Source organism: Micromonospora haikouensis, from assembly GCF_900091595.1.
Taxonomy (GTDB): domain Bacteria; phylum Actinomycetota; class Actinomycetes; order Mycobacteriales; family Micromonosporaceae; genus Micromonospora; species Micromonospora haikouensis.
This window is the reverse complement of record NZ_FMCW01000042.1, coordinates 1-20,785: the sequence shown is the minus strand read 5'-3', so window position 1 is coordinate 20,785 and position 20,785 is coordinate 1. Positions and strand designations below refer to the sequence as shown.

Annotated in this window: 20 protein-coding genes; 18 read left to right on the top strand and 2 right to left on the bottom strand. The window is 70.8% G+C overall.

The genetic code is table 11. The features are described 5' to 3' along the window. Window positions 1-1,143 carry an acyl-CoA dehydrogenase family protein gene (locus GA0070558_RS29640; protein ID WP_091285944.1) on the bottom strand — a complete coding sequence of 381 codons (1,143 nt, stop codon included), beginning with the start codon at window positions 1,141-1,143 and terminating at the stop codon, window positions 1-3. A 113-nt stretch (window positions 1,144-1,256) separates the two neighbouring features. On the opposite strand from GA0070558_RS29640, the gene GA0070558_RS29635 reads away from it, so the two are divergent. From GA0070558_RS29635 to GA0070558_RS29555, 18 genes are all read left to right on the top strand, one after another. Then, window positions 1,257-2,996, top strand: a complete 1,740-nt coding sequence (locus GA0070558_RS29635) for a CoA transferase (protein ID WP_218107130.1) — start codon at window positions 1,257-1,259, stop codon at window positions 2,994-2,996. Continuing rightward, window positions 2,993-4,615: a class I adenylate-forming enzyme family protein gene (locus tag GA0070558_RS29630; RefSeq protein ID WP_091285942.1), complete on the top strand. Its 1,623-nt coding sequence runs from the start codon at window positions 2,993-2,995 to the stop codon at window positions 4,613-4,615. The genes GA0070558_RS29635 and GA0070558_RS29630 overlap by 4 nt, the downstream gene beginning before the upstream one ends. Further along, complete coding sequence (locus GA0070558_RS29625; protein WP_091285939.1) at window positions 4,612-5,241, top strand: metal ABC transporter ATP-binding protein; 630 nt, start codon at window positions 4,612-4,614, stop codon at window positions 5,239-5,241. The genes GA0070558_RS29630 and GA0070558_RS29625 overlap by 4 nt, the downstream gene beginning before the upstream one ends. A gap of 4 nt (window positions 5,242-5,245) precedes the next feature. Next, a complete protein-coding gene (locus GA0070558_RS29620; RefSeq protein ID WP_091285936.1) occupies window positions 5,246-6,130 on the top strand; it encodes a metal ABC transporter permease in 885 nt (294 codons plus the stop codon). Continuing rightward, window positions 6,054-6,842, top strand: a complete 789-nt coding sequence (locus tag GA0070558_RS29615; RefSeq protein ID WP_091285933.1) for a metal ABC transporter solute-binding protein, Zn/Mn family — start codon at window positions 6,054-6,056, stop codon at window positions 6,840-6,842. The genes GA0070558_RS29620 and GA0070558_RS29615 overlap by 77 nt, the downstream gene beginning before the upstream one ends. 73 nt (window positions 6,843-6,915) lie before the next feature. Beyond that, a complete protein-coding gene (locus tag GA0070558_RS29610) occupies window positions 6,916-8,289 on the top strand; it encodes an FAD-dependent monooxygenase (RefSeq protein ID WP_176734436.1) in 1,374 nt (457 codons plus the stop codon). A gap of 20 nt (window positions 8,290-8,309) precedes the next feature. Continuing rightward, complete coding sequence (locus GA0070558_RS33675) at window positions 8,310-8,462, top strand: aromatic-ring hydroxylase C-terminal domain-containing protein (RefSeq protein WP_218107129.1); 153 nt, start codon at window positions 8,310-8,312, stop codon at window positions 8,460-8,462. A gap of 44 nt (window positions 8,463-8,506) precedes the next feature. Beyond that, the gene (locus GA0070558_RS29605; protein WP_091285927.1) at window positions 8,507-9,226 is read left to right on the top strand and encodes a YcnI family copper-binding membrane protein; all 720 of its coding nucleotides are present in this window, start codon (window positions 8,507-8,509) and stop codon (window positions 9,224-9,226) included. 158 nt (window positions 9,227-9,384) lie between these two features. After that, window positions 9,385-9,597 (top strand): hypothetical protein, encoded by a 213-nt coding sequence (locus tag GA0070558_RS29600; protein WP_091285924.1) that lies wholly within the window; start codon window positions 9,385-9,387, stop codon window positions 9,595-9,597. A 94-nt stretch (window positions 9,598-9,691) separates the two neighbouring features. Continuing rightward, a complete protein-coding gene (locus GA0070558_RS29595; RefSeq protein WP_141722361.1) occupies window positions 9,692-10,510 on the top strand; it encodes a hypothetical protein in 819 nt (272 codons plus the stop codon). Between the two features lie 165 nt (window positions 10,511-10,675). After that, a complete protein-coding gene (locus tag GA0070558_RS29590; protein ID WP_088643315.1) occupies window positions 10,676-10,891 on the top strand; it encodes a heavy-metal-associated domain-containing protein in 216 nt (71 codons plus the stop codon). Further along, window positions 10,888-13,152: a heavy metal translocating P-type ATPase gene (locus GA0070558_RS29585; protein WP_256092206.1), complete on the top strand. Its 2,265-nt coding sequence runs from the start codon at window positions 10,888-10,890 to the stop codon at window positions 13,150-13,152. The genes GA0070558_RS29590 and GA0070558_RS29585 overlap by 4 nt, the downstream gene beginning before the upstream one ends. 140 nt (window positions 13,153-13,292) lie before the next feature. Then, window positions 13,293-13,862 (top strand): sigma-70 family RNA polymerase sigma factor, encoded by a 570-nt coding sequence (locus tag GA0070558_RS29580; protein WP_091285918.1) that lies wholly within the window; start codon window positions 13,293-13,295, stop codon window positions 13,860-13,862. Between the two features lie 76 nt (window positions 13,863-13,938). Continuing rightward, on the top strand, window positions 13,939-14,691 hold the full coding sequence (locus tag GA0070558_RS29575) for a zf-HC2 domain-containing protein (protein WP_091285915.1): 753 nt from the start codon (window positions 13,939-13,941) through the stop codon (window positions 14,689-14,691). Window positions 14,692-14,831: 140 nt separating this feature from the next. Beyond that, on the top strand, window positions 14,832-15,434 hold the full coding sequence (locus GA0070558_RS29570; protein WP_091285911.1) for a copper chaperone PCu(A)C: 603 nt from the start codon (window positions 14,832-14,834) through the stop codon (window positions 15,432-15,434). A 23-nt stretch (window positions 15,435-15,457) separates the two neighbouring features. After that, window positions 15,458-16,672, top strand: coding sequence for a Dyp-type peroxidase (locus GA0070558_RS29565; RefSeq protein WP_176734434.1), 1,215 nt, complete (start codon window positions 15,458-15,460; stop codon window positions 16,670-16,672). Window positions 16,673-16,694: 22 nt separating this feature from the next. Continuing rightward, window positions 16,695-17,258 (top strand): copper resistance CopC family protein, encoded by a 564-nt coding sequence (locus tag GA0070558_RS29560; protein WP_091285905.1) that lies wholly within the window; start codon window positions 16,695-16,697, stop codon window positions 17,256-17,258. 57 nt (window positions 17,259-17,315) lie between these two features. Continuing rightward, window positions 17,316-19,439, top strand: coding sequence for a bifunctional copper resistance protein CopD/cytochrome c oxidase assembly protein (locus tag GA0070558_RS29555; protein WP_439709650.1), 2,124 nt, complete (start codon window positions 17,316-17,318; stop codon window positions 19,437-19,439). A 259-nt stretch (window positions 19,440-19,698) separates the two neighbouring features. On the opposite strand, the gene GA0070558_RS29550 is transcribed toward GA0070558_RS29555, so the two are convergent. Next, window positions 19,699-20,785, bottom strand: a 1,087-nt coding sequence (locus GA0070558_RS29550; protein ID WP_141722360.1) for an IS701 family transposase, incomplete at its 5' end; no start/stop codon positions are given.

Here is a 20,785-nt window from a genome sequence, read left to right as displayed (position 1 = left end):
TCAGCTGAGCAGGCGACGGGCCACCGTGGTGATGTGCAGTTCGTCGGGGCCGTCGAGGATCCGGGCCGCGCGGGCGGTGCGTGCCAGCATCGGCAGCGGTGTGTCGTCGGTGAGCCCCTCGGCACCATGGACCTGGATGGCACGGTCGACGACCGCGTGCAGGGCGCGGGCGGTGACCACCTTCGCGGTGCCGACCGCGATGCGGGTGTCGCCGCCGTTGGCGAGGGCGTCGACGGCGGCGTGGGTGAGCGCGCGGGCTGCGGCAATGTCGGCGTGGCTGTCGAAGACCAGGCCGTGCAGGAGTTGCTGTTCGGCAAGAGGGCCACCGTGGGCGTGGCGAGTGGTCAGCCGGGCCAGCATGAGGTCATAGGCTCGTTGGGCCTGACCGAGCCAGCGCAGGCAGCGCAGGGTCCGTCCGAGCGCGAGTCGTTCGCCGATGATGCGTAGCCCCTGGCCGGGCTCACCGAGTACATGGTCGGCGGGTACACGTACGTCGTCGAGGCTGATTTCGTACTGGCCGCCGCTGCCGAGGACGGGCAACTCCCGCACTACCCGGTAGCCGGGACTGTCGGTGGGAACGACCAGCATGGAGAACGCGTTCCGGTTGTCGGTACCTGCGTGAGTGCGGCAGACGACGGTCGTGAAGGCGGCGGTGGCAGCACGGGAGGTAAACCACTTACGGCCGGTGATTCGCCAAGCGTCGCCGTCGAGGATGGCGGTGGTACCCAGCCCGGAGGGGTCAGAGCCGGCGATGCCGGGTTCGGTCATGGCGAAGCTCGGCCCACCGGCACCACTGGTCATCGGCGCGAGATATCGGTCGCGGACCGTCGTCGAACCGTGCCGGTCGAGCATGAGGGCGTCGAGGATCAGATCCGAGCCGAGCGCCGTCGGCCCAAAATCGGAGCATCCCTCGATTTCGGCTAACGGTGCGTAGGTCCTCAGGTCGAGCCCGTGTCCACCGAGGCGGACCGGCAGCGGCAGCGCCCAGAGTCCGCCCTGTCGCGCCTCGTCCTGCAATGCCCGCATGGCCCGCGCGCCTGCCTCCCCACCGGTGAGGAGAAGCGTCTCCGCGGGGATGATCCGGTCGGCGACGAAGGCGTGGACATGGGCCGCCAGGCCGGTGCGGGGCAGCGTTTCGGTCATCGGCGAACTCCCGAAGATCGCGGGGAACTACCTCAGCGTGCGGCACGACTAGTGAGGTATGCGAGCGATCAACGTAGCGCATGTCGGCGATGCCGGTGTGTAGCGATCTGGTGGTGGACGGGCAGCTGGACGTGGTGCCCCTCGCGGGGACAACCGTCTGCGGAGACGCGGCGACGGCGGCCGATGCGATCGCTGTGGAGCACCTGTCCCTACTCGGCGCGCATCGCCGTCCCGGCGGCCCGCTGCGGGTGGATGACGTTGACGTCCACACCGATTGGACGGATCCGACTGGGCGGCTGCTGGACGAGGTGACGGCCCAGGCCGCCCTGGGGTTGATGGCCACACACGGCCGGGCTTCCGGCGGGCCGGTCCGCCTCGGCGTGAACTATGTGTCCACAGTGGCCGGTGTCGTGGTGGCGCAGGGTGCACTGGCTGCCGTTCTGGCGAGGCTGCGGGGGCAGCGCCCCGGGTCGGTGCGGGTAAGCGTGGCCGGTGCGGCGCTGCTGACGGTGTCGCAGTACCTCGCTGCCGGGAGCGCCCGTGACACCGACGACACCGGTGAGGTGAGCGGCCCGGGGATGCCACCGCCGTTCACGTCCCTCGACGGGGTCGTGTTCGAGGTGGAAACTCTGGACCCGGAGCCCTGGCGACGCTGGTGGACCGCCCTCGGTGCGGCACCAGGCGACACGGCCCGGGGCTGGCGGGCCTTCGTGCTCCGCTACGCCACCGCCGCCGCCCCGATTCCCCCCGCACTACACGAGATCACCCGCCGTAGGCCGTTCGCACAGTTGTGCGCCAGCGCACAGGCGGCGGGGGTGGCCGTCCAGCAGGTTCGCGGGCTCAGCGCGCGCCGCGCAGACGCCGGCCCCGACGGCCGATTTCGCGCACCCTGGCAGATCAGTGCCGGTGCCCCCGCAGGCGCACTGTCGGACCTGCCAGCGGGTCGGCTTCCGCTGTACGGGGTGCGGGTGATCGAGGCCGGCCGGCGAATCCAGGGGCCACTCGCGGGACATGTGCTGCGCCTACTCGGGGCGGAGGTGACCCGGGTGGAGCCCGTCGGTGGCGACCCGTTGCGCGGGATGCCGCCCATGGTCGGTGACTGCTCGGCGCGGTTCCTGGCGCTCAACCGGGGCAAACGGATAGTCGAGGTCGACCTGCGCTCAGCCTCCGGCCGCTCGACGGTCCGGAACCTGGTCGACGACTCCGATGTGTTCCTGCACAACTGGGCGCCCGGCAAAGCCGCCGAGATCGGCCTCGACTCCACCGATTTCACCACAAGCAACCCTGGCCTGGTGTACGCGTACGCCTCCGGCTGGGGTGACGAGCGCGGGACGGACGCGCCACCGGGCACCGATTTCGTCGCCCAGGCGTACACGGGACTCGGCGAACAGCTACGGCCGGTCGGGGTGCCACCGGCCGGGTCGTTGATGACCCTGCTGGACGTCCTCGGTGGCCTGGTCTGCGCAGAAGGTGTCCTGGCCGCCCTGGTCACCCGTCAGCGGGACGGGCGCGGGCAGCGGGTCGATTCCTCACTGCTGTCAGCGGCTGGAGTCCTCCAAGGCCCGCTGCCTGCGGCCCGGCCCGTGTGGGGACGGTGGGACACCCCGACGCCCGTCGCGGACGGGCACATCATGCTCGCCGCCGGCAGCGACGTGATGGCTGCGGAGACCGCGCTCGGCGACGCGGGCACCCTTACCGCTCGGGAGGCAGTGTCCCGCCTGGAGGCGGTCGGGGTGCGTGCCGTGCGGGTGTGTCCCGAGCCGGGTGAGCTGGCCGGTGACCCGATTGCCCTCGACCTGATCGAGGCCGACGGCTGCGCCTTCGTCCGCCCACCGTGGAGGTTCACGTCATGACCGCCCTGCCCGTCCGTGACCTGGTCCCTGCCCCGCTGCGCGACTGGTGGGCCCGCACCGGGCACTACCCCGGTCGCACCCTGTACGACCTGTTCTCCGAGCATGCCGCGGCCCACCCAGACCGAGTCGCGGTGGTCGACGACGACGGCGAGACGACGTACGCGCAGCTTCAGGCAGCGACGTTGCGGCTGGCCGGCGCACTGCAACGCGACGGGGTCGAACCCGGTGAGGTCGTCGCGGTGCAGCTACCCAACGGGTGGCGGCCGGTAGCGGTGGATCTGGCCGCTGCCGCGATCGGTGCGGTCGTCCTGCCGTATCCCGTCGGGCGGGGCCGGCGCGACACCCTTACCCTGTTGCGCCGTTCCCGGGCGGCGGTCGCTGTCGTCGCGCACAAGGTCGGTGAACACCATTACGCCGACGCCCTGGCGACATTGCGACCTGAGCTGCCTGACCTGCGTACCGTGCTGGTGAGCGGGCTCGACGGGTCGGCCAGCCTGGAGGGTTGGCTGGCCGACGGGCCGCCGCTGGCCGCACCGGTCGGCACGGCATCGTCGGCGCCCGCGCGGATCCTGGTCTCCTCCGGGTCCGAGGCCGCCCCGAAGATGATCGTCTACTCGCATGACGCGCTGGCCGGTGGGCGGGGCGCGTTCATCGCCGCCCTGCACCACGGTGACGAGCCGATGCGCAACCTGTTCCTGGTGCCCCTCGCCTCGTCCTTCGGCTCCTCGGGTAGTGCGGTGACGATCGCCCGCCACGGTGGCACCCTGCTCGTGCAGTCCCGCTTCGACGCCGGTCGCGCTCTCGATCTGATCGACACGTACCAACCGTCGCTGGTGTTCGGGGTGCCGACGATGTTCGCGATGATGCTCGACCACCCGCGCCTGGCCACGACGAGCACGTCATCGCTGCAGGCGGTGGTGGCCGGTGGGTCGCGGGTCGACCCCGCGACGGTGCAGGCCTGCCGGGAACGCTTCGATGCGGCGTTCGTCAACTGCTACGGATCCGCCGACGGGGTCAACTGCACCACCGATCCCCTCGACCCGCCGACGGCGGTGCACGACGCGGTCGGCCGGCCCAACCCGGCGGTCGCGGCCGTCCGGATCGTCGGCGACGACGACTCCGACGTGCCGACCGGCGAGGTCGGTGAGATCTGGGGCCTCGGGCCGATGAGCCCGCTCTGTTACGTCGACCCCGAGTTCGACGACCGTTACCGGGTCGAGGGCGGGTGGGTGCGCACCGGCGACCTCGGCCGCGTCGACGCCGACGGTTTCCTGCACGTGGTCGGCCGACGCAACGAGATCATCATCCGGGGCGGGCGGAACCTCTCCCCCGTCGAGGTGGAGTTGCTCATCGCCCAGCACCCCGACGTACGGCAGGTCGCCTGCGTCGGCGTCGCGGACCGGCTGATGGGTGAACGGATGGCGGCCTGCGTCGCCGTCCGCGAGGGGGCCGCCGCGCCGACGCTCACCGAGCTGGCCGACTATCTCACCGACGTGCACGGGTTGGAGCATGCCAAGCTTCCCGAGCGGCTCGTCGTGCTCGACACGCTGCCCCTGTCGGCCGCCGGCAAGGTCGACAAGCGGTGGCTACGCGAACGACTCACCGGGCGGAACGAGTGACCGCTGCTATCACCTTCACGACCGTCACCTGCCGCTACGGACGGCATACCGCAGTCGACGCGGTCGACCTCGACGTGGCCGCCGGCGAACACGTGGCCCTCACCGGGGCGAACGGTTCCGGCAAGACGACCCTGCTGAGGGCCGCGCTCGGCCTACACCCCACCGCTGCCGGCACGGTCACCGTGGGCGGCGAATCGGCCCGCAGCGGCGTCGAATGGGCGCGCCGACGTCGGGACGTGGCCTGGGTGCCGCAACGCCTTGCGCCGGGCCGCTTCCCGCTGCTGGTCGACGAACTGCTCGACAGCGGTGGGCATCCCGACGCCGCCCGTGCGGCAGCCAGGCAGCTCGACGTCGGCGGGCTCGGCCGCCGCCCCCTGCACACCCTCTCCGGCGGGCAGTTGCAGCGGGTGTTCCTGGCGCGCGCGCTCGGCGCGGTGACCGCCGGGGCGCGGGCGTTGTTCGCCGACGAGCCCACCGCCGCACTGGATTTCGACGGCCAGGAACAGGTCGCCACCCTGTTGGCGAAGCTCCCGGTGACGGTGGTCGTGGTCTCCCACGACCGGGCGATGACCCGGGCCTGCGACCGGGTGGCCGAGATGGCGGCCGGGAAGCTGCGGGTGATCTGACCCCGTGGACGGCTTCCTCGACCTGCTCTCTCTGCCGGCCGTGCAGCGCTCCGCGATCGGCCTGCTGATCGCCGCCGTCGGCCTTCCGATCGTCGGGGTGTTCATCATCGGCTTGGACATCATCGCCGTGCGGTTCGCGATGATGCACGTGGCGCTACTCGGCATCGCTGTCGGCCTGCTCGCCGGCCTCGACCCCATGCTCTGTGGCCTCGCCGCGTGCGCCCTCGCCGGCGCGGGCGTCGCCCCGCTGGCCCGGCGGCCGACTGGCCTGCCCGGGGCGATGGGCCTGCTGATGACCTTCGCCATCGCCGCCGCCCTGCTCGTGTTGTCGGTGTCCGGGGTCAACGCTACCGGGGCGTTCGAGCTGCTCTGGGGATCGATCCTCGCCACCCGCGAGATCGACCTGATCGTCCTGGGCGCGCTGACCGTCGTGGTGCACGTCCTGTTCTGGCGGTGGCGGCGGCAGCTCGCGCTGTTGCTGTTCGACCGGGAGTTGGCGCTGTGCTCCGGTGTCGCCGCCGGGCCGCTGCTGCTGGCGCTGCTTGTCGTCGTCGCCGTGGCGATCGGCGCGTCGATCCGGCTGACGGGCGCGCTGCTGGTCGACGCGCTGACCGTTCTTCCGGCGCTGGGTGCCCGCAACCTCGGCCGATCGCTGCGGTCGATAGTGCTCTGGGCCGTCGTGCTCGGGGTGGTCGGCAACACCGCCGGGTTCGCCGTGGCCCTGCTGATCGACCAGCCACCTGGTCCTGTCCTCGTTCTGGTGGCGGGGACGTTGACCCTGCTCACCTATCTGATTCCTGAAGGAGCACGTGATGCGATTGATCCGGGCCGCCGCACTGACCGCGGTGGCGACCCTGTCGCTGCTGGCCAGCGGGTGTGGCAGCACTGACGACGCGGCACCGGCCAGCAGCGCGACGCCGGCGGCGAAGGGGCCGAAGGTGGTCGCCTCCACCAGTTGGGTCGGCGCACTGGCCAAGGCTGCCGGGGCGACCGACATCACCGTGGTCGCTCCGGCCAACGTGCAGCACCCACCGGACTACGACCCCAAGCCCAGCGACCTCGCCGCCGTCGCTGGCGCCGACTACATCCTGTACGCCGAGTTCGATGGCTTCGCCGCCCGGCTCAAGGACGCGGCCGGCGGCACCGGCAAGCTCGTCACCGTGCAGCTGGAGAACACCCCCGGCAAGATCACCTCGGAGGTTTCCCGGCTCGCCGGCCTGTTCGGCACCGGCGACGCGGCGACCGCCTGGAACTCCACCTTCACCACCGAGTACGCGAAGCTGTCCGCACAGACGAAGGCTGCCCTCCCCAACCCGGCGCCGACCGCGGTGTCGCACCTGTTCATGGCGTACTGGGGCGACTTCGCCGGCATCAGTGTGGTCGGCACGTATGGGCCGCAACCGGTCACCCCGAGCCAGCTCGCCGAGCTGACTGCGAAGAAGCCGACCCTTGTGCTGGCCAACGCGCACCTGCCCGGCGCCAATCCCGACATCCCCGGCACCACCCGCGTCGATGTCGTCAACTACCCCGGCACCGACCTGGACCTGCTCGGGGTGTTCAAGACCAACACTGAACGACTGACTGCGGCGCTCAAACCCTGAGCGACGCAGGTCGGTCCGGCCGGTGGGGGTGCGGCGGTCGCACCTCCACCGGCCCCTATCATCAGGAGGACGAGTGGTTCCCGTGGTCATCGTCGGCGGTGGTCCGACCGGCTTGGGCCTGGCGATCCGGCTCGCCCAGCTGGGCGTTGCGGCTACCCTGGTCGAGCGTCACTCGGACACCGCGGCCTTCCCCAAGGGGCGGGCGTTGAGCATCCGCAGCATGGAGATCTACCGCTCATGGGGGATTGAGGAGGACGTCACCGCTGTCGGCCTGCCCCGCGAGCATCTGGCCTTCTACTTCGGCCGCACCCTCACCGACCCGTCCGGCAGACGCATCGTCACCGGCCCGGGCGCTCGGCCGGCGGTGCCCAGCCCCACCTACACGCTGCTCTGCTCGCAGGACCGCCTCGAACCGCTGCTCCGCGCGCACGCGCAACGGCTCCAGCCTGGGCGGATCCGGTTCGGCACGGAACTCGTCGACCTCACCGTAGGCCCCGACGGGGTCACCGTGGAGATGTCAGCCGGCGGGCATCATGAGCGGCTTCGTGCGCGGTACCTCGTGGCTGCGGACGGTGCCCGTAGCGGGATTCGCGGGCGGGTCGGCATCGCGATGGCCGGTCCGTCCGGCGTTTCCCGCAACCTGAACATCCTTCTCGACGCCGACCTGGGCCAGCACATCGCCGATCGGCCGTGCGCCGTCTACACGATCGACCAACCGGGCCTGCACGGCGCGTTCCTCGCCGTCGACAACCAGCGCCGGTGGCTGTTCAACCTCGTCGCCGACGGTGACGAGGTTGACCTCGATCGTCTCGACGACGGCGACTGCGTCGCGTTGATCCGTGCCGCCGCCGGTCTGCCCGACCTCGCCGTCGGCCTGGTCGGCCGGCAGGTGTGGCACGCCTCGGCACAGGTCGCCGACCGGTTCAGACACGGCCCGGTGTTCCTCGCCGGTGACGCCGCCCATGTCACCACCCCGTACGGCGGCTTCGGGATGAACTGCGGCATCGCCGACGCCGACAACCTGGCCTGGAAACTCGCCGCCGTCCATCACGGCTGGGCCGCTCCGGCCCTGCTCGACACCTACGATCCCGAACGCCGACCGGTCGCGCTCGCCAGCGCCGTCGAGAGCCACCTGCGGTTGACCGACACCATCGACGCGCGCCACACCGGAGCGCCACCGCGGGGCCGGCCCAGCGAGGGACTCGTCCTCGGCTACCACTACACCTCCGCCGCCGTCACCGCCGACGGCACCGACCCGCCTGCCGGGGATCCGGTGGCCGACTACGTCCCCACCGGCCGGCCAGGCCACCGTCTCCCCCACGTCTGGCTCGACCCGGAACAGACCCGGTCCACCCTCGACCTGGTCGCAGGCGACGGTTTCACCCTGCTCGCCGGCCCCGCCGCAGGCTGGCCTCGACCGCGCAGCAGAAGGTCGGGTTTCCGCTGACCGTCCACCACCTCGACCGGGTGATGTCGCCATCTGCGCGGACGGTCTTCCTCGACCAGTGCGGCCTGCACGACACCGGTGGCCTCCTGGTACGACCGGACGCCCACATCGCCTGGCGCACCCCCAACACGCCACCCGACGGGCTCCCCGCCATGATGAACATCGTGCGATAGCCGCCGCTGCCAGCGAAGGCACGCCCAGCAGGAGGAGATGAACGATGCGACGGCATGTACTGGGCCGGATCGCCCTGGCGTTGCTCGCGGGAGCGGCGATCGCGATCGCGCCGGTCGGCCCGGCGCAGGCGCACGTCTCGGTAAGCCCCGCCCAGGCCTCGCCGGGTGGGTTCACCACCCTGACCTTCCGGGTACCCAACGAGCGCGCCGAAGCGGCGACGACAAGCGTACGCATCGTGATGCCCGAGACCACGCCTATCACCTCGGCGGCGGTCCACAAGCTGGCCGGGTGGCGGGCGACCGTCGAGGACGGTCCACTGGCCGCGCCGGTCAAGGTCGGCTCGGCAACGGTGACCGAGGCGATCACCTCGGTGACCTGGACGGCGGCAACCGCCGAGGACGCCATCGACGGCAACCAGTTCCAGGAGTTCAGCGTCTCCGTGGGCCCGTTGCCCACCACCGGCGACCGGATCGTGTTCAAGGCTCTCCAGACGTACGCCGACGGCGTCATCTCCCGCTGGATCGAGGAACCCCAGGCGGGCGGCCCCGAGCCGGAGAACCCCGCCATCGTCCTACGCCTGACCGAGGCGGCGGCCAGCGGCGTCGACGAACACGGGATGCCGATCACCGCAGCCCCGCCGGCGGCCGCCGCTGACCGGCCAGCCGGGGTCGCGCTGGCCGTCGCCGTGGCCGGTGTCGTCCTCGGTGCGGCGGCGCTGCTGCTGGGTCTACTCAACCGGGCCCTCGGCAAGCCACGTCGGTAGCCCGACCACCCACACAATCAGAGGTAGTCGGACAGCACCACCACCGGGTTCCCGACTCGTGAGGAATAGTCGCCCGCTGACAAACGCCGAGCGGTCACGGCAGAAACGCATCGACCCGCTCTAGCGTGAACAGCGACGCCCGACGAGTGGAGGCCCACATGGCAGCCGACGGCCTGGTACACGTGCTCACCCTGTGCGGCAACTGCAACTGCGGATGCCCGGAGCTGTACATCGATCCCGAGGCGCCCGCCGAGCAGCGAGTCGTCATCACCGACGATTTCGGCAACGCGATCCGACTCAGCGGCGGCCAGCTCAGCGACATCGTCGGCCTCGCCCGCTCGGGCGCGCTGGACGACGTGGCCTCCGCCTAGATTGACGTCCGCCATCCCCGGCACCCGATGCTGGGTGATGAGCCACCGCCCCTCGGACGCCATCGACGACCGGTCGCCAGGTCCCCGCCGGACCGTGCTCGATCCGATCTCCGGCAACCCTTGGCTCACCGGCTGGTGGCCACAGCGGGCGGTGCACCAGATCGACGTTCCGGGCTTCCGGATGGTCCTGCTCGGTCCCTGCCCCCTGTCACCCCGACTCCTCACCGAGCAGGTCAACCAGGCCGTGCGGCGTCATGCGTTCGGCGCGCTGGCTCGACTGCCCGGCAGCTACCTCACCTTCGTCCGCGCGCCGTACGGCACGTACGTCGCCGGCGATGTGGCGGGAGTCTGCCGGCTCTGGCTCGGTGATGGGGTCGCAGGCACCCGTCCCGGGAAAGCTGCCGCGATCCTCCTGCCCGAGGCTACCGGGGCGCTGCTGTACGACGACGGAGCGGTTCGCGACGAGCAGTACTGGACGCCACCCGCCGCCGAGACACCGGCCACCATCACGGGCCCGCTCGTCGCGCACCGGCTGAGAATGGCCGTGCGCTGCCGACTCGACCTACTCGGGTCCAGCCAGCAACACTCGGGCCACATCGCCCGCCGGCTCGCCGACGGAGAATCCGTCAGCTTCGGCACGTCGATGCTGCTCTCTCCCACCGGGCTGGACGAGATCCTCGGCCCCGGCCCGCCGCTGCCCCGTACGGTCGGACGAAACAGCAAGGCGCACCGCCTCCGGCTCGTACGCGCTCAGTCGTCTCCCGTTCCCGGGCCCGCCGGATCGTGCGTGCACCGCCCCCTTCTCGACGCACACGTGCTGGAAGCCGCCCTCTCCACTCGGGAGCGCGACGTCCAGCGCGGCACACTGCGTCGAGAGACTCTGCTGGTTCTCGATCAGATGTCGGGTGAATGAGCACGATCCGCTGAACCGCGTCGACATTTTCCGCGTACCATGGTGCGGAGCCGGGACACGCCACCGCAGGACCATCCGCGGTGCGTCACCCAGGGTCGACACCAGGGCAGGGTGCCGCCCGTTCTCCGCCGCACATCGTGCGGATCCGGCTGATCGAAAGAGGACATCGTGCAATCCACGTACCAGGTTCGGGGTATGACCTGCGGGCACTGCGCCCAGTCCGTCACCTCCGAACTCACCGCATTGTCGGGCGTTCAGACCGTCGAGGTCGATGTCGAGGCGGGTCGTGTCACCATTCGCAGCGCCGAGGCATTGCCGCTGGCCGAGGTTCAACGGGCGGTAGACGAGGCCGGCTTCGAACTGGCCGGCAGCCCGGCGTGACCACCACCCTCGACCAGCTCCTCACATCGCTGACGATCGGGGGCATGACCTGCGCGGCCTGCGCCAACCGCATCGAGCGCAAGCTCAACCGGATCGACGGCGTGCGGGCCACGGTCAACTTCGCCACCGCCACTGCCACCGTGGAGCACGACCCGGCTGTTGAGGTGCCGGACCTGGTGGCGACCGTGACCGCGATGGGCTACACCGCCCGGCCGCCCGCGCCGGCGACCAGTGCTGAGGACGAAGACCAGGCCACCGACGACATGGGGCGACGGCTGCTCGTCGCGGCGGCGTTCGCCGCCCCGGTAGTGGTGGTCTCGATGACACCAGCAGCCCAGTTCCCGTACTGGCAGTGGGTGGTCGCGACGCTGACCGCGCCGGTCGTGGCCTGGGCGGGTTGGCCGTTCCACCGGGCGGCGCTGGCCAACGCCCGCCACGGTGCCGCCACGATGGACACGCTGGTCTCCCTCGGCGCGTTGGTGTCCTTCCTGTGGAGCCTGTGGGCGCTGCTGGGCACACCCGCCGGTCGGCCAGGCATGCGGATGAGCCTGTCCTGGTTTTCCGGGCACGACCACCCGCTTTATTTCGAGGTCGGCGCGGCTCTGGTGACGTTTCTCCTGGCCGGGCGGTGGCTGGAGGCACGAGCCCGGTACCGCGCTGGTTCTGCCGTGCGTTCCCTCGCCCAGTTGGGCGCGAAGGATGTCGCCGTCCTCGACGCGAACGGCACCGAACGGCGAACCCCGATCACCGACCTGCGGGTCGGTGATTTGTTCGTGGTCCGCCCGGGTGAGAAGGTCGCCACCGACGGGGTGGTCGAGGCTGGTGTGAGCGCGGTCGACGTCGCCCTGCTGACCGGGGAGAGCGTCCCGGTCGAGGTGGGCCCCGGTTCAGCGGTGACGGGTGCCACGGTGAACACCGGCGGTCGGCTCGTCGTGCGGGCGAGTCGGGTCGGTGCCGACACGCGGCTCGCGCAGATCACCCGGCTGGTGGCCGAGGCACAGGCGGGCAAGGCCCGGATTCAGCGCCTCGCTGACGAGGTCGCGGGCATTTTCGTCCCGTTCGTGCTGGTGATCGCTCTGGCCACCTTTGCCGGCTGGCTGGTCCTCGCCCCCACCGCGACGGCGGTCGGGGTTGCCGTGGCGGTGCTGATCGTCGCGTGTCCGTGCGCTCTGGGCCTGGCCACACCCACCGCGCTGCTCGTCGGCACCGGTCGCGGCGCACAACTCGGTGTGTTGATCCGCGGAGTGGCGGCGCTGGAGTCGGCCCGTCGCATCGACACCATCGTGCTCGACAAGACCGGCACCCTGACCACCGGCCGGATGCGGGTCACCGGCGTGCATCCCCTCCCCGAGGTGAACAGCAGCGACCTGCTGCGCTTGGCCGCCGCGGTCGAGGCGTGCTCCGAGCATCCGGTCGCCCACGCCATCGTGATCGCCGCCGGAGCCGAGCACGGGCGGGACCTGCCGCAGGCCGATGGCTTCCGCGCCGAGCCGGGGCTCGGGGCCCGCGGCACCGTCGACCAGGTCCGGGTGACCATCGGCAACGCCCGGCTCCTGGCCTTGGACGGCATCAGTGTCGACGAGGTGACGGGCACGGCGGACACGGTGGTCTACGTCGCATGGGACGGGCAGCTTCGTGGTTGGATCACCATCGCCGACGCGCTCCGGGAGTCCGCAGGGCCGACGGTACGACGGCTACGCGCGCTTGGCCTGCGACCGGTCCTGCTGACCGGTGACAGTCTCGCAGCGGCGGGAAGCCTCGCCGCCCAGGTTGGGTTGACGGAGGTCATTGCCGAGGTCACGCCCGAAGCGAAGGCTGCCACCGTCCGGCGGCTGCGCGACGAGGGCGCGACGGTCGCCATGGTCGGCGACGGAGTCAACGACGCGGCCGCTCTCGCCGAAGCCGACCTCGGCGTGGCGATCGCGACCGGCAGCGACATCGCCATCGAGGCCAGCGACGTCACGATCGTCCGCGCGAATGCCGGCACCGTGGATCTCACCGCCGTGGTCGACGCGCTGACCCTGGCCCGGGCCACCCTGCGAACCATCAAGGTCAACCTGTTCTGGGCGTTCGCCTACAACAGCCTGATGATCCCGCTGGCCGCTGTCGGTCTGGTCACCCCGATGCTCGCCGCCGCCGCGATGGCCTGCTCCAGCCTGCTCGTCGTGCTCAACAGCCTTCGCCTTTTCCGCTGGCACCCAGCGGCCGGGACCGCCGGCGAGGCAGTGAACCAGCCCGCGACAACGACCGCCGCACGTTGATCCGCTGACGGATCTTGTCCGTTCCGGTAGGCAAAGCGGTGCCGTAGGCTCATTCGGCAACCTACCCGAACCCGTCGTCGACGTCGATCGGTTCGTGGTGGTTCAGGACGCCCGGGAAAAACCGGACACGGAGGTACCAGGTGACCGACGACGACGCGGAGATCACCGCCTGGGCTCTCGCGGCCGGCCGGGGCGACCAGGACTCGGCCACCCGGTTCATCCGGGCGACCCAGCAGTACATATGGCGGTTCGTCGCCCACCTGATCAGCCCCTCCGAGGCTGACGACCTGACCCAGGAGACGTATCTGCGAGCGATGCGGTCGTTGCCGTCGTTCGCCGCGCGCTCGTCGGCCAAGACCTGGCTGCTCGGGATCGCCCGGAAGGTCGTGGTCGACCACGTACGCGCGGCGACGAGACGCCCGCGTACCACCCGGCTGTCGGATCGCCACGATGTCCCCGACGCTGGCGGCAGCGCCTTCGATGGTGCGGTCGTGCTCAACGATCTCCTGTTCTCGTTGGCGCCGGACCGACGCGAAGCGTTCGTGGCGACCCAGATCCTCGGCCTGTCCTACGCCGAGACCGCCGAGGTGTGCGGGTGCCCCGTCGGCACCATCCGTTCCCGGGTGGCACGGGCTCGGGAAGACCTGGTTGCCGCAGTCAACGCATGCCCTCAGCCGGTGCGGCGACAACGCGATACAGCCGCAAGCTGAACGGCGACCGGCACGAGGACGCGACATCGCCGATTGTCCCGGGAACCAGGACGCGCCATCACCCGACTACCGATACATGGGTTGTGGGCAATGGCGGGAGATCCTGTCGGCGCAGCTGGACGGCGAGGAGACCCCCGCCGAGCAAGCCGGGGCCGACGCTCACCTCGACGGTTGCGCGACCTGCCGGCGATGGTACGACCAGGCCGCCGCGGTGACCCGACGCACCCGTCTGACGCTCACCGCGCCCGGACCCGATCCCATCAACGTCATCCTTGCCGCACCCCCCGCGCCTCGACGCCTGCGGGACCGTCTCGTGCTCCCCCTGCGAGCAGGGCTCGCTCTCATCGGTGCTGTTCAGCTGGTGCTGGGCCTGGCGCAGATCGGCCGTGGCCCGACCGCCCCACACGCCCACGACGCCATCGGTGCCCTCGGCTCCGGGCACCTGTGGCACGAGGCTGCCGCCTGGAACATCGCCGTCGGCGCCGGGTTCCTCTTCGTGGCAGCCCGGCGTACATCCTCCACCGGGCTGGTGCCGACCCTGAGTGCCTTCGTCGGCACGCTCGTGCTGCTCTCGGTCAATGACCTGATGACCGGCCGGGTGGAACCCTCCCGCCTGGTCAGCCACGGTTTCCTGCTCGCCGGGTACCTGATCGTCGTCGCGTTGTCGCAGACCAGGCGGCACCGTGACGAGCCTCCGACGCACAGCCGGACCGCCCGCCCCGCCGGGCTCTCCGCGGCCGGTGACGAACCACAGGCCACCCGGCCGGGGCTGCGACTGGCACCGCCCCACCCGGGCACGGCACGGATCAGCGACCGGTCAGCGGCCTGAACGGCGAGAACACCCTCCACTGCCCCAGCCGTTCGCCGGGCCAGCCGTGACCACGTGACGGCCATTACCCGCCAGCCCGGAACTTTCGCGCTGCGACGACCGACCAACGAAGCAGCAAGCAACCATCGGAGGCAGAATTCATGCGCACCACCAGCCCTTTCGGATCGCGCCGACGCTCGGCCCTTGTCCTCGCCACCGCAGCTGTGCTCGTCGCAGTCGGTGCCGGCGGGTGCGCCTCGTCCGACTCGTCGTCGACCGCGCAACCGAGCCCGTCCGCGTCGGCCAGTGCCGCTGCTGGGGTGGTCACGATTCGCGACCCGTGGGTGAAGGCGGCTGACAAGGGGATGACCGCAGCCTTCGGGACCCTGGTCAACGACGGCGACACCGATGTGACTCTGACCAGTGTCACGACCTCCATCTCCGCGATGGAGTTACACGAAATGGCCATGAAAGACGGCAAGATGGTCATGCAGCAAAAGCAGGGCGGCATCGTGATCAAGGCCAAGAGCACCCACGCGTTGGAGCCCGGCGGTGACCACCTGATGCTGATGGATCTCACCAAGCCCGTCCAGGCCGGGGACGAGTTGACCTTCACGCTCACCTTCGCCGACGGCAAGACCCAGCAGTTCACCGCTGTCGCCAAGCCGTTCACCGGCGCGCAGGAGACCTATGCCCCGGGGCACGGCGAGCCGATGCCCGGCATGAGCGCCACGCCGGGGATGACCATGACCCCGGCATCGTGACGCAGACACCACCTGTCCGCCCGGTGAGCAGGCGTGGCCTGCTCACCGGCAGCGCGCTGGCCGCCGGTGGGGTACTGGCCGGTGGGGCCGCCGTTGTCGCGACCCGCGCAGGGCAGACCAGCCCTCCATCGGTGGACGCCGCCGACACGACGCCGGTGGCGAACGTCGGCGGCCTGGTCGAGCCCTTCTACGGCGTCCGGCAGGCAGGGATCTCCACCGAACCGCAGGCGCACGGGTCGTTCGTGGCGTTGACGCTGCGAGCCGACACGGACCGTGCCGCGCTGGGTCGGTGGCTGCGGCTGCTGACCGACGACGCGGCCCGGCTCACCCAGGGCCGGCCCGCTCTGGCTGACACCGAGGCTGAGCTTGGGCTGCTGCCCGCACGGTTGACCGTGACCTTCGGTTTCGGGCCGGGCCTCTACCGGGCGGGCGGCGTCGACGACCGCCGGCCGGCATCGGTCACCGATCTGCCGTCGTTCCGCATCGACCGGCTTCAGCCGGCCTGGTCCGGCGGTGACCTGCTGCTGCAGATCTGCGCCGACGACGCGATCACCGTGGCCCATGCCCAACGGGTCCTGATCAAGGACAGCCGGCCGTTTGCGACCGTGCGCTGGGTGCAGCAGGGTTTCCGGCGCAGCCCCGGTGTCGAGCCGGGCGGTCACACACAGCGCAACCTGTTCGGTCAACTCGACGGTACCGCCAACCCCCAGCCGGGGGCCCCGATGGACTCGGCCGTCTTCGTGGCCGACGGACCGGCGTGGCTGCGCGACAGCACCACGCTGGTGCTGCGACGGATCAGCATGAACCTGGAGACCTGGGATCTGCTCGGCCGCACCGATCGCGAACTCGCCGTGGGCCGACGGCTGGCCACCGGCGCGCCGCTGACCGGCACGGCCGAACGTGACGAGCCCGACTTCGCCGCCACCGGCCCGGACGGCCTCACCGTCATCCCCGACTTCTCTCATATGACCCGCGCACACGTCACCGACGACCGGTTGAAAATCCTGCGCCGGCCCTACAACTACGACGGTGCGCCGACGGCGGAGGGTCACGCGGACAGCGGCCTGATCTTCGCGTCCTACCAGGCCGACATCACCGACCAGTTCCTGCCCATCCAGCGCCGGTTGGCCGATCGGGATCTGCTCAACGAGTGGACCACCCCGATCGGGTCCGCCGTCTTTGCCGTCCCTCCCGGTTGTCAACCCGGGGGATGGATCGGCGAGCAGGTACTCGGATGACCACGCCCACCGGAGTTTCGCCATGACCGTACCGTCGTCCCGGCCCACCTCCGTCCGGCTCGGCGCGGCGCTGCTCGCCGTCGTCGTGGCCCTGCTCATTCCGGCCAGCCCGGCGTGGGCGCACAACACGCTCGTGTCGGCGGCACCGGCCCAGGAGTCGACGCTGTCCAGCGCCCCTACCGAGATCGTGCTCGAATTCGTCGAACGGTTGGACCCGACGTTCACCACCATCGTGCTCACCGACGCCGCCAAGCGGAAGGTCCCCACAGGCGACCCCGTGGTCGGCGGAGCGAAGGGATCGGTCCAGGTGACCGAGGCACTGCCCAACGGCACCTACACCGTCGCCTACCGGGTCGTCTCCACCGACGGCCACCCGGTCCAGGGGTCCTACCCGTTCACGGTGGCCGACCCCGACTCCAGCGCCGCGCCGATCGTCAGCACGACCACCGACGCGCCGTCCGCCGCCGCGCAGGTGCAGGACGACGAGGGGCCGGGCGCTGGCGTCCTCGTCGCCGGCGGTACGACGGCCATCGTCGTCGCGGTGGTTGGTGGGCTGCTCCTCCGGCGGCGAGCGAGCCGTCGTTGACCAGAGCTTCCTTCCGCGGTCGAGTCCCATCACCACTGAACAGGTCAAGGTCAACACGTGTCCGACACAGACTCCCCGCAGCTCGCCGCCGACGGCCCTGGTAACGCCCAGACCAGCGTCGTGGCGCCAGCGGGGCCGGCCGCGACGTCCACCGGCCGGCCCCGGTCCACCACATCTACGGCGTTCGACTGGTTGATTCTTGTCGCCAGCTGCGCCTCGGGGGTCGCCCTGCTGCTGTTCGGCCTGCGGGTGGGAGGTGCCCTCGCCGCCGCGATTCCGGGCCTCCCGGACGCGGGACCGGCCACGACCCGGGCGCTACCGGTGGTCCGGCTCCTCGGTGACGGCCTCGCCACCGTCACCGTCGGCATGCTGGTGACCTCCGCATTCCTGCTGCCCGGCGACGGGCGTACCGTCTCGCCCCACGGCTATCTGCTGCTACGGCGAGCGAGCCTCACCGCGCTCAGCTGGGCGGTGGCGGCGCTGTCGCTGATGGTGCTGACGGTCTCCGACCTGCTCGGCCAGCCGCTGGAGACGCTCAAGCCCGCGACGGTCGTCAGTTTCGCCACCATGATCTCGCAGGGCCAGTCGCTGATGCTGCAGGCTGGGCTGGCCCTGACCGTGGCGCTACTGGCCCGTGCCGGGGTGTCCCGAGGGCTCGCCGCGACGGTCGCGATCCTGGCCCTGATCGCGGTGCTACCTCCGGCTTTCACCGGCCACTCCGCCGGTGCCGGTAACCACCAGATCGCGGTCACCAGCCTGGCCCTGCACGTCCTCGCCGCCGCGGTGTGGATCGGTGGACTCGTCGCCCTGCTGATGGTACGGCGCAGCCGACTGCTGGCCGAGGCCGCCGCCCGGTACAGCCGCCTGGCCCTGGGCTGCGTCGTGGCCGTGACGGTGAGCGGGCTGGCCAACGCCGCCGTCCGCCTCGGCACGGTCGACCAGCTCTGGCAGTCCCGCTACGGCTGGCTGGTCCTCGGCAAGCTGGCCGCCCTGCTGATCCTCGGCGCGCTCGGCGCGGCACACCGCTCCCGTACCCTGCCGGCGTTGCGCGCCGGCAGTCGATGGGCGTTCACCCGGCTGGCCGCCGGTGAACTGATCGTGTTCGCCGCCACCGTGGGCCTCGCTGTGGCCCTGTCGCGCAGCCCCACCCCCGTCCCGGTGTCCGGCATCGACGCCGACCCGATCACCGAGTTGCTCGGCTTCCCGATGCCTGCCGCACCCACCTCAGGCAACCTGCTCGGGCAGCCGCTGCCGGACATGTTCTTCCTGACCCTCTGCACTGTCGGCGTCGGCGGGTACCTGGCCGGTGTACGCCGGATGCACGTCGCCGGGCACCGCTGGCCTCTCGCTCGGACGGCAAGCTGGGTGGGCGGGCTGCTGTTGCTCGCCGCGACGACCAACCTCGGTGTCGCCCGCTACGCGTACGTGCTGTTCAGCGCACACATGGCCCAACACATGGTGCTGTCGATGCTGGTGCCGATCCTGCTGGTCGGCGGCGCACCGGTCACCCTCGCCCTGCGTGCCCTGCGCCGACCGGCCGACCCACAGGTACGCGGCGCCCGGGAGTGGCTGCTGATCGCCGTGCACAGCCGCGTCACCAAGGTGCTCACCCACCCGCTGGTCGCGCTCGGCATCTACACCGCCAGCCTGTTCGGTCTGTACTTCAGCGACCTGCTCGGCGTACTGATGCGCTCCCACCTCGGTCACCTGGCGATGCTCACCCACTTCGTGGTCGCCGGCTACCTGCTGTTCTGGGTGCTCATCGGCGTCGACCCCGGTCGCCGACGGCTCCCCCATCCCCTGCTGGTGATCATCCACCTCGCGTCGATGATGGCCCACGGCTTCTTCGGCCTGGTCCTCATGCAGACCACCACCGTCATCGCCCCCGACTGGTACCTCGCCGTCCACCCCACCTGGGCATCGTCGCTGTTGGCCGACCAGAACCTCGGTGCCGGCATCGCCTGGGCGTTCGGTGAGCTACCTGCCGTCGTCGTCATGATCATTCTTGTTCGTCAGTGGATTCGCGCCGACACGCGTGAACAGGCCCGCCTCGACCGGGCAGCCGACCGGGCGGAAACAACCGGCGAGGAGGACGACCTCGCCCGCTACAACGCATTCCTCGCCGCGTCCGGACAAGCCGACAGTGGCTCGCGGCGCACGACTGGGCCCGACCAGCACTGACAAGGCTGCGGCCCGGTGCCGCCCGCGGAATTCTCGGGAACCGCGAGGGCTTGCGTTCCGACTACCTCACCAAGCCGGAGCGACGCAACGAACCACCGGGCGACCATGCCAGTAGGAGAAACAGCCCTAGTAGTGCTTTGTCATGATCGGAGTTGGTCTCGGGGCCTTCGTCTGGTGGGGAAACGGGTTCTGCAGGTGGGGCAGGCGCCGGCCAGGCGGACGAGTAGGTGTTGCAGTTCGCGGAGTACTGCGTAGAGGCTCAGGCCGGCGCGAGGGCTTTTGGGTCGAGGCGTTGCAGAGTGCAGAAGGCGTGGGCGGCCGAGACGAGGGTGACGTGGTGGTGCCAGCCTTGCCAGGTACGGCCCTCGAAGTGGTGCAGGCCCAGGCCGGTCTTCAACTCCCGGTAGTCGTGCTCGATGCGCCAGCGCAGTTTCGCCCACCGGATCAAGGTGCGTTTCGGCGTGGTGGCGGGCAGGTTCGACAACCAGTACTTGGTGGGCTCGTCGCGGTCGGGTGGCCATTCGGCGATCAGCCATGCCTCTGGCAGGTCCTGGTCGCGGTGGGCGGCGAGCAGGACCCGTCCGGCTGGCCGGACCCGCAGGAACACGAACCGGGAACGCATCTTCACCGGCCGGCCGTCGCGGATGCGGGAACCATCGCGCCAGGACACCGTTCGGGCCGCGACCGCGCCGGCGGACAGGACCATGTCCTTGACCGAGACAGCCGGTTGCCGGTAACGCTGTTTCGGTGGTTGTCCCACACCGCGGTACGGCGGTGCGGTACGCACCGCCGCCTGGGGGTACACGCTGATCGTGGTGGCGACCTGCACCACATAGGACAAGCCACGCCGGGCCAGGCCGTGGCGGAACTCACCGCTGTCGCCGTAGCCCGCGTCAGCCACGATCAACGGCGACCGCAGACCCCACCCGACCGCCTCGTCGATCATGTCCAATCCGAGGCGCCACTTCTCCCGATGTCCCACGTCGTCGGGGATCTGCGCCCTTACGCGCCGCTGACCGACATCCGCCGCCGCGGCCGGCGAGGCGGGGTCCCACGACTCCGGCAGGAACAGCCGCCAGTTGACCGGACACGACGCGGTATCGGTGACCAGGTTCAGACTCACCCCGATCTGGCAGTTGGTGACCTTGCCCGCCGTGCCGGTGTACTGCCGGGCCACACCCGGCGACGCGGTCCCGCACTTGAGCCAGCCGGTGTCATCCAACGCCCACGCCGCCGGTGTGATCACCTCATCCATCCGGGACGCCAAGCGGCGACGTACCGGCACCACATCCCACGGGCTGTTCGTCACGAAGTGGTTCAACGCCTGATCGTGCACCCCCGGCAGA

Coding starts and splice junctions, on each gene's coding strand:
- GA0070558_RS29640 (WP_091285944.1), bottom strand. CDS start 1,143: ATGACCGAAACGCTGCCCCGCACCGGCCTGGCGGCCCATGTCCACGCC.
- GA0070558_RS29630 (WP_091285942.1), top strand. CDS start 2,993: ATGACCGCCCTGCCCGTCCGTGACCTGGTCCCTGCCCCGCTGCGCGAC.
- GA0070558_RS29615 (WP_091285933.1), top strand. CDS start 6,054: ATGCGATTGATCCGGGCCGCCGCACTGACCGCGGTGGCGACCCTGTCG.
- GA0070558_RS29605 (WP_091285927.1), top strand. CDS start 8,507: ATGCGACGGCATGTACTGGGCCGGATCGCCCTGGCGTTGCTCGCGGGA.
- GA0070558_RS29600 (WP_091285924.1), top strand. CDS start 9,385: ATGGCAGCCGACGGCCTGGTACACGTGCTCACCCTGTGCGGCAACTGC.
- GA0070558_RS29575 (WP_091285915.1), top strand. CDS start 13,939: ATGGGTTGTGGGCAATGGCGGGAGATCCTGTCGGCGCAGCTGGACGGC.
- GA0070558_RS29570 (WP_091285911.1), top strand. CDS start 14,832: ATGCGCACCACCAGCCCTTTCGGATCGCGCCGACGCTCGGCCCTTGTC.
- GA0070558_RS29560 (WP_091285905.1), top strand. CDS start 16,695: ATGACCGTACCGTCGTCCCGGCCCACCTCCGTCCGGCTCGGCGCGGCG.